This is a genomic window from Nonomuraea sp. NPDC004702 (genome assembly GCF_053601695.1).
Genome location: NZ_JBSGCE010000021.1, coordinates 26095 through 42384 on the forward strand (window position 1 = coordinate 26095; position 16290 = coordinate 42384).

The 16290-nt window shown below is 71.3% G+C and carries 16 protein-coding genes; 11 read left to right on the forward strand and 5 right to left on the reverse strand.

All coding sequences use genetic code 11. The features are described 5' to 3' along the window. Nucleotides 1-30 precede the first annotated feature (30 nt). A complete protein-coding gene (locus ACWEJ6_RS25505; protein WP_452426648.1) occupies nucleotides 31-612 on the forward strand; it encodes a DUF1707 SHOCT-like domain-containing protein in 582 nt (193 codons plus the stop codon). Between the two features lie 15 nt (nucleotides 613-627). Here ACWEJ6_RS25505 and ACWEJ6_RS25510 read toward each other — a convergent pair whose 3' ends face one another. Next, nucleotides 628-1107, reverse strand: coding sequence for a hypothetical protein (locus tag ACWEJ6_RS25510; RefSeq protein ID WP_452426650.1), 480 nt, complete (start codon nucleotides 1105-1107; stop codon nucleotides 628-630). A gap of 26 nt (nucleotides 1108-1133) precedes the next feature. On the opposite strand from ACWEJ6_RS25510, the gene ACWEJ6_RS25515 reads away from it, so the two are divergent. Further along, nucleotides 1134-1442 (forward strand): zinc-binding dehydrogenase, encoded by a 309-nt coding sequence (locus tag ACWEJ6_RS25515; RefSeq protein ID WP_452426652.1) that lies wholly within the window; start codon nucleotides 1134-1136, stop codon nucleotides 1440-1442. Nucleotides 1443-1783: 341 nt separating this feature from the next. Beyond that, nucleotides 1784-2026, forward strand: coding sequence for a hypothetical protein (locus ACWEJ6_RS25520; protein ID WP_452426654.1), 243 nt, complete (start codon nucleotides 1784-1786; stop codon nucleotides 2024-2026). Between the two features lie 48 nt (nucleotides 2027-2074). Here the strand turns inward: ACWEJ6_RS25520 and rph are convergent, their stop codons facing one another. After that, on the reverse strand, nucleotides 2075-4681 hold the full coding sequence (rph, locus tag ACWEJ6_RS25525; RefSeq protein WP_452426656.1) for a rifamycin-inactivating phosphotransferase: 2607 nt from the start codon (nucleotides 4679-4681) through the stop codon (nucleotides 2075-2077). Nucleotides 4682-5288: 607 nt separating this feature from the next. On the opposite strand from rph, the gene ACWEJ6_RS25530 reads away from it, so the two are divergent. The 4 genes from ACWEJ6_RS25530 to ACWEJ6_RS25545 are packed head-to-tail and all read left to right on the forward strand — an operon-like array spanning nucleotide 5289 to nucleotide 8680. After that, nucleotides 5289-5819: an EF-hand domain-containing protein gene (locus ACWEJ6_RS25530; protein ID WP_387680491.1), complete on the forward strand. Its 531-nt coding sequence runs from the start codon at nucleotides 5289-5291 to the stop codon at nucleotides 5817-5819. A 52-nt stretch (nucleotides 5820-5871) separates the two neighbouring features. Further along, a complete protein-coding gene (locus ACWEJ6_RS25535; RefSeq protein WP_452426659.1) occupies nucleotides 5872-6942 on the forward strand; it encodes an isocitrate/isopropylmalate family dehydrogenase in 1071 nt (356 codons plus the stop codon). Next, the gene (locus ACWEJ6_RS25540; protein ID WP_452426661.1) at nucleotides 6939-7769 is read left to right on the forward strand and encodes a cysteine hydrolase family protein; all 831 of its coding nucleotides are present in this window, start codon (nucleotides 6939-6941) and stop codon (nucleotides 7767-7769) included. The genes ACWEJ6_RS25535 and ACWEJ6_RS25540 overlap by 4 nt, the downstream gene beginning before the upstream one ends. Beyond that, nucleotides 7724-8680: a class I SAM-dependent methyltransferase gene (locus tag ACWEJ6_RS25545; RefSeq protein WP_452426663.1), complete on the forward strand. Its 957-nt coding sequence runs from the start codon at nucleotides 7724-7726 to the stop codon at nucleotides 8678-8680. Before ACWEJ6_RS25540 ends, ACWEJ6_RS25545 begins: the two co-directional genes overlap by 46 nt. A 253-nt stretch (nucleotides 8681-8933) precedes the next feature. On the opposite strand, the gene ACWEJ6_RS25550 is transcribed toward ACWEJ6_RS25545, so the two are convergent. Continuing rightward, nucleotides 8934-9827, reverse strand: coding sequence for a Gfo/Idh/MocA family protein (locus ACWEJ6_RS25550; RefSeq protein WP_452426665.1), 894 nt, complete (start codon nucleotides 9825-9827; stop codon nucleotides 8934-8936). Nucleotides 9828-10447: 620 nt separating this feature from the next. Here ACWEJ6_RS25550 and ACWEJ6_RS25555 point away from each other — a divergent pair. The 3 genes from ACWEJ6_RS25555 (at nucleotide 10448) to ACWEJ6_RS25565 (ending at nucleotide 13627) form a co-directional block, all read left to right on the forward strand. Then, nucleotides 10448-11872, forward strand: a complete 1425-nt coding sequence (locus tag ACWEJ6_RS25555; protein ID WP_452426667.1) for an amidase — start codon at nucleotides 10448-10450, stop codon at nucleotides 11870-11872. Between the two features lie 226 nt (nucleotides 11873-12098). Beyond that, nucleotides 12099-12677 carry an RNA polymerase sigma factor gene (locus tag ACWEJ6_RS25560; RefSeq protein WP_452426669.1) on the forward strand — a complete coding sequence of 193 codons (579 nt, stop codon included), beginning with the start codon at nucleotides 12099-12101 and terminating at the stop codon, nucleotides 12675-12677. Continuing rightward, entirely contained in the window at nucleotides 12674-13627 is a 954-nt protein-coding gene (locus tag ACWEJ6_RS25565; protein WP_452426671.1) for a CU044_5270 family protein, read from the forward strand. Before ACWEJ6_RS25560 ends, ACWEJ6_RS25565 begins: the two co-directional genes overlap by 4 nt. Before the next feature lie 100 nt (nucleotides 13628-13727). Here ACWEJ6_RS25565 and ACWEJ6_RS25570 read toward each other — a convergent pair whose 3' ends face one another. After that, entirely contained in the window at nucleotides 13728-14315 is a 588-nt protein-coding gene (locus ACWEJ6_RS25570) for a TetR/AcrR family transcriptional regulator (RefSeq protein WP_387680512.1), read from the reverse strand. A gap of 114 nt (nucleotides 14316-14429) precedes the next feature. Continuing rightward, entirely contained in the window at nucleotides 14430-15365 is a 936-nt protein-coding gene (locus tag ACWEJ6_RS25575) for a GNAT family N-acetyltransferase (protein WP_452426674.1), read from the reverse strand. A gap of 231 nt (nucleotides 15366-15596) precedes the next feature. Here ACWEJ6_RS25575 and ACWEJ6_RS25580 point away from each other — a divergent pair, with 231 nt between their 5' ends. After that, a complete protein-coding gene (locus tag ACWEJ6_RS25580) occupies nucleotides 15597-16241 on the forward strand; it encodes a CatB-related O-acetyltransferase (RefSeq protein WP_452426676.1) in 645 nt (214 codons plus the stop codon). The last annotated feature ends 49 nt before the right edge of the window (nucleotides 16242-16290 follow it).

A 16290-nucleotide genomic window follows, 5' to 3' on the forward strand; every position in this document is an offset into this window, starting at 1 on the left:
GTCACTTCGACCACACGGACAGGACCGCCCATGCCCGAGCACCCCGACCTCATCCCCGCCCGGCCGGTACGCCCCTCCGACGAGGACCGCGAGCAGGCGGCCCGGCGACTCCAGGAGGCCGCCGCCGCGGGCCGGATCGAGCTGGCCGAACTGGACCAGCGGCTCGGCGAGATCTACACGGCCCGCACCCAGGGCGAGCTCGCGCACGCGGGCCACGACCTCCCCGAACCGGCCCGGACGGACTCACTTGTGGTCCGGGACGAGCCCCACTCGCGCTTCGCCTTCAGCGTGTTCGGCTGGTTCAGCCGCAAGGGCCGCTGGATCGCCCCGCGCGTGTTCACCTCCCTGTCGGTCTTCGGCGGCGGCGAGATCGACCTGCGCGACGCCCGCTTCGCCGGCCGGGAGATCCGGGTGCGCGCCTTCGCCCTGTGGGGGTACACCGAGGTCGTCGTCCCCGACGACGTCGAGGTGGAGGTCAAGGGCCTCGGGCTGTTCGGCGCGTTCGACCGGAGCGCCGTCAACAGGAGGCAGGGGGCGCCGCGGGTGATCGTCAGCGGCCTGGCCCTGTTCGGCGGCGTCGGAACGAAGACCAAGCGGCCCGCCGCCAGGTGAACCGCCCTTCGCCGGTCAGAGGCGGGGGATCTCCACCTCGCGCACGGCCGACAGCGCGGCCGGCGGGAAGTCCGGCCAGTGCGGCCCGTGATGCCCCTCGCCTTGGAGGTGCTTGTCGGCGAACGCCTGGGCGGCGGCCAGCACGTCCGCGACCTGCCGCGCGGTGAGCCTCCCGGACGTCAGCGCCTCCCCCAGCTCGTGCAGATCCAGCACCCGGTACGGAAGCCCGGGCGGGCCGACGACGAAGTCCACGTAGTGGTCGGCCACCCGGACCGTGTCACCGCTCTCCCGGATCCCGACCAGGTCGATGTACCACCAGCCGGCGCGCTCCGGCCCGAACACCACGGGCTGGTGGAGTTGCGCGCCGGGACGCACGTACCTGCCCTCCGGGATGTCGAACTCGTACGCCGCCACCCGCCCCACCCGGCCCCCCGGGCACGGCAGCTCACCCCGCACAACGGTGACCCGCTCCTGGAGAGTTCGGCCCGCGCTCACACGGCGGATCGTATCGGGGCCGGCCGATGCTGTCGGCACGGCGCCTGGGCGCCGAGCAGCTCATCCCGATGGGACGTCACCCGGCCCGCACCGACGTCGTGGCCGCCCGCGGCGCGGAGGGCATCGAGCAGGTACGCGACCTCACCGGCGGCGACGGCACCCACGCCGTCCTGGAGGCCGTCGGCACCATGCCCGCCTTCCGGCAGGCACTCGGGGTCGTCCGGCCGGGCGGCGTCATCAGCCGCGTCGGCGTCCCGCAGTACGACGACGCGCCGATCGGCATGGGCAGCCTGTTCCGCCACAACCTGCGCCTGGCCGGCGTCCCGGCCAGCTAGCGGGACATGGCCGACCGCAAAAGCCTCAAAGTCCTCATCAAGCTCTGACCTGTCGAAGCTCACCCGAGGCGCCGGCCACGCCGGAACGCCACCCGCGGGCGAAGCCGCTGCCAAGCGGGAGGAAGGAAACAACCCCGCGAGGAACGATCCTCAGCCCGCCAGGCCACCCCGCCCGTCCCTCCCCCGCGCACGGTCGCCATACTGCAGAAGGCGCACGGTGAAGAGCCCCCTGGTGGCCTGAGCACAGACCACCACGGCACCTCCCGCCGACCCGGTGCTCCGGAGCCGCCGTCGGCCCGGAGCACCCGCGCCCACGACATCCCCGACGTCGGAAGGCCCTGATGACAGCCGACCAGCCCATCTGCTGCCCCACCTGCAAGGGAGTCCTCCCCGGCCGGCAGCCCAGCGACTACACGGCCGCCCGCGGACGCCTCGTCGTCGTCAACGGCTACTGCCAGGGCCACTGCCCGGCCCCCGAACAGCGGCCCCGCCTCCAGGCCCCCGCGGAACACCTCGCGGAACACCCCGCACCCGCCGACCACGGCACCCGGCAGCCGCTCAACGTCCCGGCGCCGGCACTCTGACCCCGGCACACGGGACGACCCCAGCACACGAGACCGAGCCGCCGCCGCTCAGTCAAGGAGCTCCACGTACCCGTCGGTCCCGTGAACGCGGATCCGCTGCCCGTCCCGGATCAGCCGGGTGGCCCCCTCCACCCCCACCACCGCCGGCAGCCCGTACTCCCGCGCGATCACCGCTCCATGTGTCATCAGGCCGCCCACCTCCGTCACCAGCCCGGCGATGCCCACGAACAACGGGGTCCAGCTCGGGTCGGTGAAGGCGGTGACCAGGATGTCACCCGCCGCCAGGTCGGCCCGCGCCATGTCCAGCACCACCCGGGCACTTCCCTCGACGGTTCCTGCCGACACCGCCAGACCGGCCAGCGCCCCCGGCGGCACGTCCTCGCGCTGGTACCGGCCGGCGAGCACCTCGCCGTCCGACGTGAGCACGCGCGGCGGGCGCAGCGTCTCGTGCCACCGGAAGTCCTCCCGACGCCGCAGGACGAGCTCGCCGTCCGCCTCGCCCGTGCGCACGACCTCCTGCAGTTCCTGGAACCGCAGGAAGAAGACGTCCTCCCGGTCCCGCAACACGCCCGCCCGGACGAGCCGATCGGCCTCCCGCCACAACGCCTGCTTGTAGGCCAGGTAACGGCAGACCATGCCGTACTTGGGGAACTCCCGATAGCCCGCGAACGTGCGCACCCGGGCGATCATCCGCTCGGTCTCCGCCGCCTTCCGCTCCCCGTCGGGCAGGGTCCGCAGGCGCGCCAGCACCTCCCGCTCCTTGCGCAGAGCCTCCTGACGTCCCTGCTCGAAACGCCGCGCACCGGCACCCGCCTCGAAATTCCGGACATTGCCGAGAATCACCGGAACAAGCATGGCGGGCCGCTCACTCCAGCGCGTCCGGGTGATGTCGATCTCCCCCGCGCAACGCATGCCGTACTGCTCCAGGAAGCCCCGGACGGCCTCGGCGGCCTCCCGGCCGCCGGGCAGCTCGCCCAGCTCCTCCAGGAAACCGTCGCCCTCCCGCTCCTCCGCCGCCACCCGCTGCAGGAATTCCACCACCTCCGCGTGCGGACGGATCACGTCCGCCACGTCCAGCAGCGCCAGCCCCATCTCCGACGTCACGTTGTGCGGGACGGACTGCGTCAGCACATCGGCCGCGTTCCGCTCCCCCAGCCACTCCTCCAGATGATCGTTCAGCCACCAGGCCGCCTCCATCCCCGCCATGATCGCCTGGAAGCTCCGCGGGCCGAACAGCAGACGCCGCAGCTCCGCGATGTCCGCCAGGATGAACTCGAACAGCTCCGGCCCGGACAGCTCCTCGATGCGGCGCCGCAACGCCGCCACCGACTCCCGGCCGTCCCGGACGAGCTCGGCGACCAGCTCCGGATCGGCCTCGATCGGCGCGGGCGGAGCAGCCGCGGGCGCGACACCCGACTCCTCCTCCGGCACCGCGCGGATGAAGTCGCCACGATCCACCACCGTCTGCAACGCGTCCCGGATGAGCGGATCGGACTTCCCCAGCGTTCCGATGAGGTTCGCCCGGCCCGCCGCCGTCGCCAGGACCGGGGCCACGTCCACGAACAGCCGCCCGCCCGCCTCCGCCATCGGCCGCGACGTCGTCAGCTGCCAGAAGGACAACCCCAGCGGCTTCATCGCGTCGGTCATCATCTGCTGATGCCCCACGGAGACATAGACGTGGTTGTCCTGGTCGCCGGCGACCGGAACCGGGAACAACGTCGTGATCGGCCGGCTCTGGACGACATGGAACTCCTCACCGGCCAGACACCACTCGATGTCCTGCGGCCGGCCGAACCACGCCTCGATCCGCCGCCCCAACCCCACCAGACGAACCACCTGCTCATCGGTCAGAGCCCGCCGGACCGACCGCTCGGCCTCGACCGGCCCCTCCTCGGTGCCGCCCGCCGGCGACGCCCGCACCACCCGCGCCTTGGCCCCGACCGACACGTCCACGACCCGCTCGTCCCGCACCGTGTAGACGTCCCCCGCGACCACGCCTGAGACCAGCGCCTCGCCCAGCCCCCACACCGCCTCCACGACGGCGGCCTTGCGGTCCGACGTCACCGGATCGGCGGTGAACAGGACCCCCGCCGCCTCCGGGAACACCATCCGCTGCACGACCACCGCCATCCGCACCCCACGGTGCTCGAACCCGTTACGACGCCGATAGACCACCGCCCGCTCCGTGAACAGCGACGCCCAGCACCGCCGCACGTGCCGGAGCACCTCCGCCGGCCCCACGACGTTCAGGTACGAATCCTGCTGCCCGGCGAAGGACGCCGTCGGCAGGTCCTCGGCCGTCGCGCTCGACCGCACCGCGCAGGCGGCCTGCTCGCCGAGCCGGGCCAGCGACGCCCCGATCGCCGCCACCACGTCGTCGGGCACCGGCGCGCCCTCGACGACGGCGCGGATCTCCGCGCTCAGCGCGCGGACCGCCGCACGGTCGTCCGGGTCCACCTTCGACAGCAGGTCGAGCTGGGCGTCGAACGACGGCACCGCGGAGACGACCCGCTGGAAGGCGTCGGTCGTGACGCAGAAGCCGTCCGGCACGCGGACGCCGTCGATCCGCGAGAGCTCGCCCAGGGCGACGCCCTTCCCGCCGACGTCCGCGAGGTTCGCCGCGTTGATCTGCCCGAACTCCAGCACGTAACCCAATTCCGTCGCTCCATCCTTCGTCGGGGTTGGTTCGCAACGGGCAGTATGAACGACTTCTCGAGGTCTCATGAGGGGCGGGGATCCGCTATAAAGTGAAAGTGAGGGGACGTTTCCCCAGCATCCTGCCCGACCGCTGATCCCGGCCGGTCCGACGGGCCGTTCGAGCCAAGATCATATTCGCACCTGGACAGCGCCTTTACGTTGTAGATCAATAGTAGCGCGCCGGGACGAGACGGTGGCGACACGCCCTAGCGCGCGCAATCACCAAAAAGCCGATAAGGCTACCCCCATCCGGGACGCCCCTCCCCCCACCATCACCCAGAGACATGAAAAACTAGCGTCCGGGATACGGAAGCACAGCGCCCTCGAAGCGGGAGTCGCAAATCCCCATATAACGGGAAATATCCCCAGCTTCCCGGCGCTCCCCGCGCGTGACGGGTTCGGGAATCACACGAGTTCTCCGCCTTTGTCACCCAGCGAGGCTTTCTGGCGAATTATTCCAAATGCGGGATTTTGCGTTTCCCTCGCCGCCAAAGAGCTGGTCACCCACGCGCCAGGTTCCGTTATAGAGTCTGCACCCGGACCCCGCCGAAGAAAGGTGACAGGCATGCAAGACGCGGCCATCGACCGAGTAAAACTCATCTTCACCCTGTTCGACGCCGACGGCACCGGTTACCTTGAGGCCGAAGACTTCGACCGTATGGCCAACCGTGTATTGGCGGCGTCCCCTCGTTCCACGGAAGCCGCCAAGAGCGCGATCAGTGACGCTTTCCGCCGTTACTGGACAACTCTTGTCGAGGAACTCGATTCAGACAAAGACGGCCGCATCAGCTTCGAGGAGTACAGCGCGTGCGTCCTGTCCCCCGAACGCTTCGACGACGCGCTGACCGACTTCGCCGAGGCGCTGGCCGAGCTGGGTGACCCCGACGGCGACGGCCTCATCCACCGCACCGATTTCATGGCGCTCATGACCGCCATCGGCTTCAAGCGGCGCAACGTCAACACCCTCTTCGACGCGTTCGGCCCCTCCCAGGACGACCAGGTCAAGGTCCCGGTCTGGGCCGAGGGCATCAAGGAGTACTACAGCCCCGAGAAGGCGGACATCGCGGGCGACCTCCTGCTCGGAGAGTCCAGCTGACGGCCGCCACGAGCCGGCGCGTCCGGCCTTCGACGACGAAAAGGGAGCAGTAGTGGAACCAGTCATCGGACTTGCCATCGGCCGGGGGACGGGCCCCGAGCTCGCGGCCGTCTTCGAGCGGGTGCTGGCCGGGATCGCCGACGCCTGCGGCACGAAGGTGGCCCTCACCCGCTCTGAGCGGATCTATCACTCCTACGTGTCCTTGAAGGCCGGCGCGGAGGCCGAGGAGATCCGCGAGAGCACGCGGCAGGACGCCGACCACTACACGCGCTTCTGCCGCTCGCTGGCGGCCGCCGGCGTCCCCGCCGTCTTCCGTACGGCGATCAACGCCCAGTCTCTCTACCTGGTCCGCCAGCGCCTGCAGGCGGTGAAGGTCGACGCCATCACCACGGCCGGGGCGTCGCTGCTGCTGGTCAGAGACCAGGCCCAGGGCTTCTACACCGGCGAGAACGTGCATCTTCCCGGCGCGCTCGTCCGCACGATGACCTTCAGCAGGGAGATCACCGAGAAGGTCATCGCGCTGGCCGTGCGCCGGGCGCGCCAGGAGTGGCCCGACGGCCGCATCGACGAGATCGTCATGGCCTACAAGTTCCACCTGCTCGACGGGGCGCTCGACGAGTGGGTGGCCGAGAGCGCCGCCCGCCACGGCGTGCAGATCGGCCTGTTCCAGCCCGACACCGTCAACCGCAACCTCATCGAACGCGGCCCCCGCCCCCGCACGGTGATCATCGCGGGCAACGAGTGGGCCGACATCATGCACGTGGTGCTGCTCGACCGCTTCGGCTCCGAGCGGCAGGAGAACCGCTGCACCGAGAACGTCTACCTGCATCCCGACGCGCGCGGCCTGGTCGAGTACCAGACCGTGCACGGCTCCGCCGACGATCTGGCGGGCACCGGGAGGGTCAACCCGGTGGCCACCGTCCGGGCCGCGGCGGCCATCGCCGAGCGGCACGCGGGGTGCGCCGGAGCGGTGCGGATGGTCGAACGCGCCCTGATGACGCTCGACCGGCACGGCGTCGCCACCCCTGACGCCGGCGGACGCCACTCCACCACCGGCGTGGTCGACGCCCTCCTCGACGCCCTGGAGCCCGTGGCCCGGCCGGTCTCGATGGCGGACTCATGACCGACGAGCAGCCACAGCCCCAGAAGGAACGTTCCATTCTGGTCATCGGGGAACACCAGGAACGTGCCACCGTCCCGGCCGCCGAGGAGCACCGGCCCGTCCAGGAACGTGCCGGCCTGGCCGCCGAGAAGCGCTCGCCTGTCACCGAGCGTGCGGCTCTGGTCGTCGTCGATCTGCAGAACGACTTCTGTACCGGCTCCACCGCCCGTGCTCGTTACGCCGGTGACCCGGCGGCTCTGGAGACGGCCGCGGCCAACACGGCCACAGCCCTCGCATCGGCGCGAGCCCGCGGCATGGACGTGGTGTTCGTCCGCTTCGTCGGTGACGCCGAGCATCAGGGGCCGAGCTGGCGGCGGCGCGACCTCGCCCAGGGCAAACCCCTCAAATGCCTCGAAGGCACCTGGGGCGCGCAGTTCCACAAGGTCGAGCCCGCGCCCGGGGAGCCGGTCTTCACCAAGTGGGCCTGCTTCGACGCCTTCCTCAGCGAGGGCTTCGAGCGGCACCTGCGCGGGCGCGGCATCGTCCGCCTGGTGTTCGCCGGCCTGTACACCGACGTCTGCGTGGACAGCACCGCCCGCACCGCGTTCCAGAAGGGCTTCCACATCACGGTGCTGACCGACTGCACCGCCAGCCGCTACCTGCCCGACTCGGAGATCCTGCGCTTCATGGCCGCCCTCTACGGCGCCCATCTCACCTCCCACGACGTCCCCGGCTCGTGGATCCCGGAACAGGAGACCGCCGCGGTGTCAGCGGACGGTCGACCGGCCCGAGAGGAGCGCACGTGCCGGACAACCGACAGCTCGAGATCGACAGCGGCGTCGGCCTGACCGCGCTCATGGTCGCCGCCGCGCGGGCGATCGAGACCCACCGCCCCGACTCCCTGGCCGTCGACCCCTACGCCGAGCACTTCGTCCGCGCCTCCGCCGCCTCGGCCGCCTGGCCGACCCGTCCGCAGGACGTGCCCGGCGGCGACGCCAACCCTCTGTGGGGCAGGCTCGGGCGCTACTTCGGTCTGCGTACCCGGGTCCTCGACGACTTCCTGCTGCGCGCGGCCAAGGCGGGCATCCGGCAGGTCGTCCTGCTCGGCGCGGGGCTCGACAGCCGGGCTCTGCGGCTCGGCTGGCCTCGGGGACAGGTCGTGTACGAGATCGACCGGCCGGGTGTGCTGGCGTTCAAGGAACACGTGCTCGCCTCGCTCGCCGTCGAGCCGTCTTCCTCGGTTCGGGGCGTCCCGGCGGCACGGCGCCGGGTGGTCGCGGCGGACGTGGGCGACGACTGGGCCGGCGCGCTGCTGGCCGCGGGCTTCGACGCGAACGCGCCGACCGCCTGGCTGGCCGAGGGGCTGCTGCTCTACCTCGATCCGGAGGTCGAGCGGCGGCTTCAGCGGACCATCGACGTCCTGAGCGCCGAGGGGAGCGTCCTGGCGTTCGAGGCGAAGCTCGGGCTGGGGTCGCCGGCGGTCCGCGCCAACCCGGTCTACGCGGCGACCAAGGCGCAGATCGGCGTGGATCTGCTCGCGTTGTTCGACCGGAAGCCGCGTCCTGACTCCATCGGGCTGCTGAGGCGGCGGGGCTGGTCCGCCACCGTCCGCACGCCCTTCGACTTCACCCGTCAGCACGGTCGAGGCCCCCTCCCCGAACCGGACGACGCCTTGGCCACCAACCGCTGGGTGTTCGCCGACAAACCACGACAGAGCCACGTCTTGGGCGTCTCCGTCCCCACGTTCCGCGACTGCTGACGGCCGGCTCCCGGGCCAGCCACGAACAGACGGCGAGGCCCCCTTGGCTGCCCCGACCGGTGGCGATCGCGAACGGTCGGAGAGCGGGGCGGCCCAGGGGGCGGGGCCGCGAATGGTGCCATGTGTGACTGTCGGGGCGCTGGTTCGGCTCAGGGCCGGGGCGCTGGTTCGGCTCAGGGCCGGGGCGCTGGTTCGGCTCGGTGGCGGGGCTTGGTGGTTGGTGTCTGGGGGCGGTTGATGGTCGGGGTGGTGCTCAGGTGGTGGGGGCGTGTTCTCGGGCTGAGATTAGGATGTCGAGGATTGCGAGGGTTTCGGCCCATGGCACTGGGTTCGGGGCGCCGTTCACCATGCTGAGGAACGCCTCCATCGTCCGGATGTATCCCAGGTTGTGGACCGGGTCGGGGCCGCTTTCGATCACGATCGACTCGCTGCCGTGCCGGCCGTGGAGGGTCACCGTGTAGGCGTTGTCGTCCGAGACGCCCAGGATCTCCACCGTTCCGACGATCCCGTTCGCCCACTGCAGTGCCAGGACGCCGGTGTCCTCCGACCTGAGTGTCCGGTAGTGGCGTCTGGTGCCGGCTGCGCCGACCAGGCGCACGTCCGGGCCCAGCAGGGCGACCAGCGGTTCGACGCCGTGGATGCCCATGGTCACCATCGTCCCGCCGCCCTCGCCGGGAGTGTCCTGCCAGGCGTTGTAGCCGTCGGCCCACTGGCCCACGTCGTGCCGGACCGTCGCCCGTACCGACAGCACGTCCTGCGCGTCGGCGCGGAACTCGGCGAGTGCGGGCGCGAAGCGCAGCACCGAGCCTGACATCACCCGATGGTGCACCGGCAGCCGGCGCAGGGCGTCGAGCTGCTCCCTGGTCGCGGCGGCGGGCTTGTTCACGAAACACGGCACGCCGGTCTCCAGCACCCGGGCGAGGGCGGCGGGCACGTGCGGGTTGGGCAGCGTCAGCACGACGCCGTCCGGGTTTCCCGTCAGCAGCTCGTCGAGGTCGCCCGCGGCCTTCGCCGCGGGATGCTCCTCGGTGAAGCGCCGCAGCCGCTCGGCGTCGGGCTCCCAGACGGTCAGCTCGGCGTGGCGGGTGAGGGTGCGGGCGTCGGTGTACGGATGGCTGGTGGCGAGCCCGGCGAGCGCGATGCGCACAGCTTTCCTCCAAATGGGCGATATTTCAGGAAATGATCCACATCATGTCAGGACCATGGGAACCGCTCCGGCCCCCTCAGGGGCGAACCACTCCTGCGCCCCAGGGGCAAACCCATCCCTGGAGCAGAAGGACAACCCCGCTCCCGATCCCCCAGAAGCTGACCCGCTCCTCGATCTCCGGTTCGGGAGCGGCCGTGGAGATGGCGGGCCAGGGGCGTGCCGCGGGGCCCGGAGTTTGTGCTTTCCGGTCGTAGTCCAGGGGGTGCCGGGTGCTGCTCGGCGTGGACGGGCAGTTGGGGCCGGCCGTCCTGGTCTCCGGTTCCGGAACGGCCGTGCAGCAGGGCCGCCCGTAGTTTGTGGTTTCCGGTCGTAGTCCATGAGGGTGCTGCTCGGTGGGGGCGGGCAACTGTGCAGGGAGGCCATGAGTCCCTGGTGAAAACTCGGTGGACCGGACGGACGGTCGCTGCGAGCATGGCCGGTGATGTACCGAGCGTAGGAACACGTCGATCACCGGCAGGGGGACGGCCCAGGAGCCGTCGCTCCCTTGTCGGCAGCTCTCTGACTCTTCCCTCAGACGATCGACGTACGGGCGCCCGAGCGCGCCCGGAGAAGGACTTTCCATGGACATCCATGAGTACGCCAGGTACGACGCCACCGGCCTCCGCGACCTGATCAGGACGGGCGAGGCCGACGCCGGCGAGGTCGAGGCGGCGGCCCGCCAGGCGCTGGCGCAGGTCGACGAACACGTGAACGGGCTGGCGCTGCCGGTGTTCTCGCCGGCGCTCGACCACGCAGCCGACGGCCCCTTCGCGGGGGTGCCGTTCCTCATCAAGGACCACGGGCCGGTGGCCGAAGGGGTGCCGTTCACGCTGGGCAGCCGGGCCTATCCCGGCGTCCTCGCCCGGCGCGACACCGACCTGATGACGCGGTTCCGCGCCGCCGGACTGGTCACGCTGGGCCTGACCACGGTGCCCGAGCTGTGCGTCAGCTTCACCACCGAGCCCGTGCGCTACGGGCCCGTACGCAACCCCTGGGACCTCGGCCGGACCGCGGGCGGGTCGAGCGGCGGCGCCGCGGCGCTGGTGGCGGCCGGTGCTGTGCCGGTCGCGCACGCCAGCGACGGCGCCGGCTCGACCCGCGTCCCGGCCGCCTGCTGCGGGCTGGTCGGGCTCAAGCTGAGCCGTGGGCGCGGCCCCTGCGGCCCGGACGCCGGCGAACCGGTGCTCGGCATGGCGGACGAGTTCGTGCTCACGCGCACGGTCCGCGACGCCGCGGGCCTGCTGGACGCGGTCCACGGGCCGGGGATCGGCGACAAGTACACCGCGCCTTCCCCGCGCGGGCCGTACGCGCGGGAGCTCGTGACGGATCCGGGCCGGTTGCGGGTGGCGCTGACCACCACCTCCTGGATGGGCACGGACGTGGACCCGGAGGTCGCCGCGGCGGCGGTCGCGACGGCCCGCGTGCTGGAGCAGGCGGGGCACGTCGTGGAGGAGGCGGGCCCGGCGGTCGACCGGGAGGACGCCATGAGGGCGTGGATCATCGAGGCCGTCGGGGTCGCCTCCCCGTGCCTGCTCGCGCCACGGCAGCCCGACGAGGCCAGGATGGAGGCGGTCTCGCGGGAGTTCCTGAAGGCGGCCAGGCAGGCCACCGCGCTGGACATGCTGGCCGCCTTCGACGCCCAGAACCGGATCACCCGATCGGCGGCGGCCTTCTTCGCCGGGTACGACCTGCTCGTCACGCCCACCCTGGGCCGTCTGCCGGTGCCGCACGGCACGTTGCGGTACGACGATCCCGGTCAGACACTGCGGGGATGGCTGGAGACGTTGTCCTGGTTCGGGCCGTTCACGCAGTTGTTCAACACCACCGGGCAGCCGGCGATCAGCCTGCCGCTGGGGCAGAGCGCGGGCGGGCTGCCCATCGGCGTGCAGGTCGCCGCCGCCTACGGGCGCGAGGACCTGCTGTTCCAGGTTGCCGCGTACCTGGAACGGGCGATGCCGTGGCGGGACCGGGTTCCGCCGATCTTCGCGGGCGGCCTGCCCGGGTGACGGGGAGGCGGCCGCTCTGAGGCGGTGGGTGCGGGCGGCTCGGCTTCGAGCGGGGGCATGGTCATGCCCGGTCGAGGTCGTAGCCGCCCGTGCCGCCCTTTCAGGCCGGTTCCAGGGCCGTCGCGAGTGCACTGTGGGGTGCCCGCGAACGGCCGCGTCGCGTGAACTCGATCGCCGGCTCGGGTGAAAGACGGGCGACACCACTTCCTTGCAAAGGCTCAACCACATGCCGCCCAGTACAACGCTGTCCGACGCCGCCCTGATCGAACGGTCGTGGCGAGATCCCGAGGACTTCGCCTTGCTGTTCGACCGGCACGCACGACACATCCACCGTTATGTGGCCCGCCGGCTCGGCGACGACACGGCCGACGACGTCGTCTCCGAGACGTTCCTCGCGGCGTTCAGGCAGCGCCGGGACTACGACACCGCCCGTCCGGAGGCTCTCCCCTGGTTGTACGGCTTCGCGACCAACTTCGTCCGCCGGCACCAGCGCGCCGAGATCAATCGTTACAAGGCGTACTCGAAGGTGGGCGCGCTGCCCGACGCGGACGACGCCGCCGAACAAGCACTTGAGCGGGCGAGCGCGCAGGCCGTACGCCGTCCGCTCGCCCGGGCGCTGGCCTCGCTGAAGGCCCGCGACCGGGACGTCCTCTTACTCGTGGCCTGGGCCGACCTCAGCTACGAGGAGGTGGCCGACGCCCTGTCCATCCCGATCGGAACGGTTCGTTCCCGCCTCAGCCGCGCGCGGGCCATCGTCCGCGACGTCCTCGGCAGCATCGACCCCACGATGGAGCAGACCTCATGAACGACCAGACCGACCTGACCGAGCTGCGTGACCTGTTCGCCGACAAGCCGTACCCGACGGCGGATCGCCTCGCCCCCGCCCGTACCGCGCTCCTGGCCGAAGCCCGTACGAAGCGCCGGTTCCGGCCGGCCGGGCCGCGGCGTCTGGTGCCGGCGGCGGGCCTGGTCGCGGCGATGGCCGCGGGGGTGATCGTCGTCCAGACGGTCAATTCCTCCGCGCCCGCGAGCGCCGCCGAGGTCCTGCGGCTGGCGGCCGAGGCCGCGACCGCCGCGCCCTGGCCGCAACCCCGTGACGACCAGTACCTCCACTACGAGCGCATCGCGGAGTCGTACAGCGAGAAGGGGGTCCGCAACGTCGTTCCGCGGCACAACACGGGTGAGGTCTGGGAGTCCGTGGACGGCTCCCGCACAGGGCTCCACTGGCACAAGCCGGCGAAGACCGTCCCCCGAGGGGGCGAGTACAAGGAGCTCCTGGTCCGGTGCCCCGAACGCGGCTTCGGGCGTCCCACCTACGCCGACCTGCGCGAGTGGCCGGTGGACCGGGAGCAGCTCCGGCGCAAGCTGGCCGAACTCGGCAACGAGATGGTCGCCGGCAAGGACCCGGCGACCCGGACCTGGTACGGCGTCCGCTCCGTGCTCGGCAGCCCGGTCCCGCCCAGGCAGCAGGCGGCCGTCTTCGAGATCGCCGCGACCCTGCCGGGCATCGAGATGGAGGAGCTCAAGGACGCCACCGGCAGGCCGGGCATCGCAGTGACCCGGGTGGACAACCTGGGGCCCGGGGGTACCGTCTCCCGGGAATCGCTCATCTTCGACAAGACCTCCTACGTCCTTGTGGGCGGGCAGGACTTCGTGCCGGGGCAAGGCCGTGAAGTGTGGTCCGTCACCCGTCCGCAGCCCACCGACGCCCTCCCGGCCTGGTCCAAGACGGTGAAGCGGAAAGGCTGCGCCTGAGCCCGCGTCCGGCGGACGGCAGATGGACCGCGTCGGCTGCTCCTCTCCGCCCTGCACTCCGTAGGGAGTACAGGGCAGGTCGCCGGGATGACGTGGGACGTCAATGGGCGCGGGTGGGGCCGATGCCGGTGAAGAGGGCGTCGAGGATCCGGTCGACGTACTCATGAGTCAGTGGTTCCTGTGTGATCAGGAGCTGGAAGTACAGCGGGCCGGACAGGATCGCCATCGCCAGGGTGAGGTCGAAGGCGGGCGACAGCTGCCCCTGGTCGCGGGCCGCCTTCAGGCGGGCGACGGTCTTGTCCGCCTGTGGGGCGACGAAGCGTTCGTTGAGCGCGGCGGCGATCTGGGGATCGTGCTGGGCCTCGCCGATCAGGGCCTTGAACAACGGGCCGACGGGTGGCCCGGCCAGCAGATCAACGGCCGAGTGGATCTGGGCGCGCAGGTCGGCCACGATGTCGCCGCTGTCGGGGTAGTCCAGGGCAGGCCCGTTCACCGACAACAGCGAGTCGAACAACAGGGCTGCCTTGGACGGCCATCGGCGGTAGATGGTCTGCTTGCTGGCGCCCGCTCGGGCGGCGACCGCCTCCATGCTCAGTTTGGCGTAGCCGATCTCCTGGCCGAGCTCCAGCGTGGCCCGCATGATGGCCTCGGTCCGGTCGGCACCGCGACGGTGGGGCGTGTCGGTCATGCCGACACCTTATCGGTACGGCGCGTTCCGTACGGGCGGAGGACTGCGGGGCCCAGACTCCGGCGCGGGGTCCGGCTGGGCGCGTGCCCGCCCTGTCCGGCGCCGAGCGGCCGATCAGGTATGGGACGGGGGTGGGGACAGGACCAGGCGGATGGCGAAATTGCGGTAGCCGGCGCGTTCGAAGGCACGGGCCATCGGGACATTGCCCGCGTCCGTGTCGGCGACGATCCGCTGCACGCCGCGTGCCGCGTGGTTGCGGGTGATCTCGCCGAGCAGGTCGTTCACGTAACCCCGGCCGCGGTGCTCGGGCACCACCCCGAGGTAGCCGACCACCGGGCCGCCACCGTTCGCCGACGGCAGCGCGACCCCGGCCAGCTCGCCGTCCGCGGTGTAGGCCAGGCGCCACCAGGAGCGCTCACCGGGCATGGAGCGGTAGCCGGCGACGTCCTGGCGCGCCTGCGCGTCCGGGTCCATGGTGACCAGGGCTTCGCGGGTGTGGTGGTCGAGCGTGCCGACGGCCACCCGGCGGAACGCCGCGACGAACAGCTCGTCGTCGTCCTCGCCGCGGAACTCCAGCCGGCCCGACGGTTTGGGCACCCCGGCTTCGGCGGTCCACTCGTAGCGCAGCCGTTCCAGTTCCTCGGTCAGCCCCGCGCGGCCCGCGGCCGTCCGGCGCCAGGCGATCGCGGCCGCGGACGTGGGGTCGTCGCGCCAGCCGTTGGAGACGAACACGTGGTAGGCGGGCTTGTCGTCGTAGGCGGCGTGGGCGTGGCCGAGCAGGTCGGCGGCCAGGCCGATGGGGTCGTCGACCGAGGGGTGGACGTAGAGGCAGTCCAGCGCGAGAGGCTTGCCGGCGTCGGGCGAGCCCCACCACACGGCGCGGGCCAGGATCTCGCCGTTCTCCTCGGCGATCCAGATCCACGCGTGGCGGTAGTCGCCGGATTCGAGGAAGGACAGCAGCCGGTCAGGATGGGCCCAGCTGATGCCCTCATCGACGGCGCAGCCGAGCAGACGGTCGAGATCACCCTCGACCGCGGGACGAAAAATCACAGATCCTCCAGAAAGTGGAAGCGGACCCGGTGGGCGCCCGTTGGGTGCGGGACATCTCGGTCGTCCCGCACCCGGCGTGCCGGTTCCGCCGACACCATATCGGTACGGAACGTTCCGTACTTGACAGCGGACGTCCACCTTGGACATCATCCTATCGGTACGGAACGTTCCGTACACATAAGCAGAGCAGACCACACCGCCACCACCTCACGAGAAGAAGACGATCGCGTGATGCCCGTCCCCCCTGACCCGACCGTGCTGCACCCCATGCCCGATCAGCCCCGGGTCGTGCTGCTCAAGCCCCTGGTCACCTCACCGCTGATCGACGTCGGCGAGTTCTCCTACTACGACGACGCCGATGATCCGACCGCCTTCGAGACCCGCAACGTGCTGTACCACTACGGCCCGGAGAAACTGATCATCGGCAAGTTCTGCGCGCTCGGTGAGGGCGTGCGGTTCATCATGAACGGCGCCAACCACCGCATGGACGGCCCCTCGACCTTCCCTTTCCCCATCATGGGCGGTTCCTGGGCCGAGCACTTCGGCCTCGTCACCGGCCTGCCCGGACGGGGTGACACCGTGGTCGGCAACGACGTCTGGCTCGGCTACCGGTCGACGGTGATGCCCGGCGTCCGCATCGGCCACGGAGCGATCATCGCCTCCGGCGCCGTGGTCGTGGACGACGTGCCCGACTACGGCATCGTCGGCGGCAACCCGGCCAGGCTCATCCGACGTCGCCACAGCGACGCCGACATCGCCCGCCTCCTCGCGCTGGCCTGGTGGGACTGGCCGCTGCAGCACCTCACCCGGCACGTCGCCACGATCATGTCCGGCAGCGTCGCGGAGCTGGAGGAAGCGGCGGCCCGCGGGCGCTAGGACGCGCCACCGGGCTCCGGTGACGCCTCCGCCCACGGTGTCACGCGCC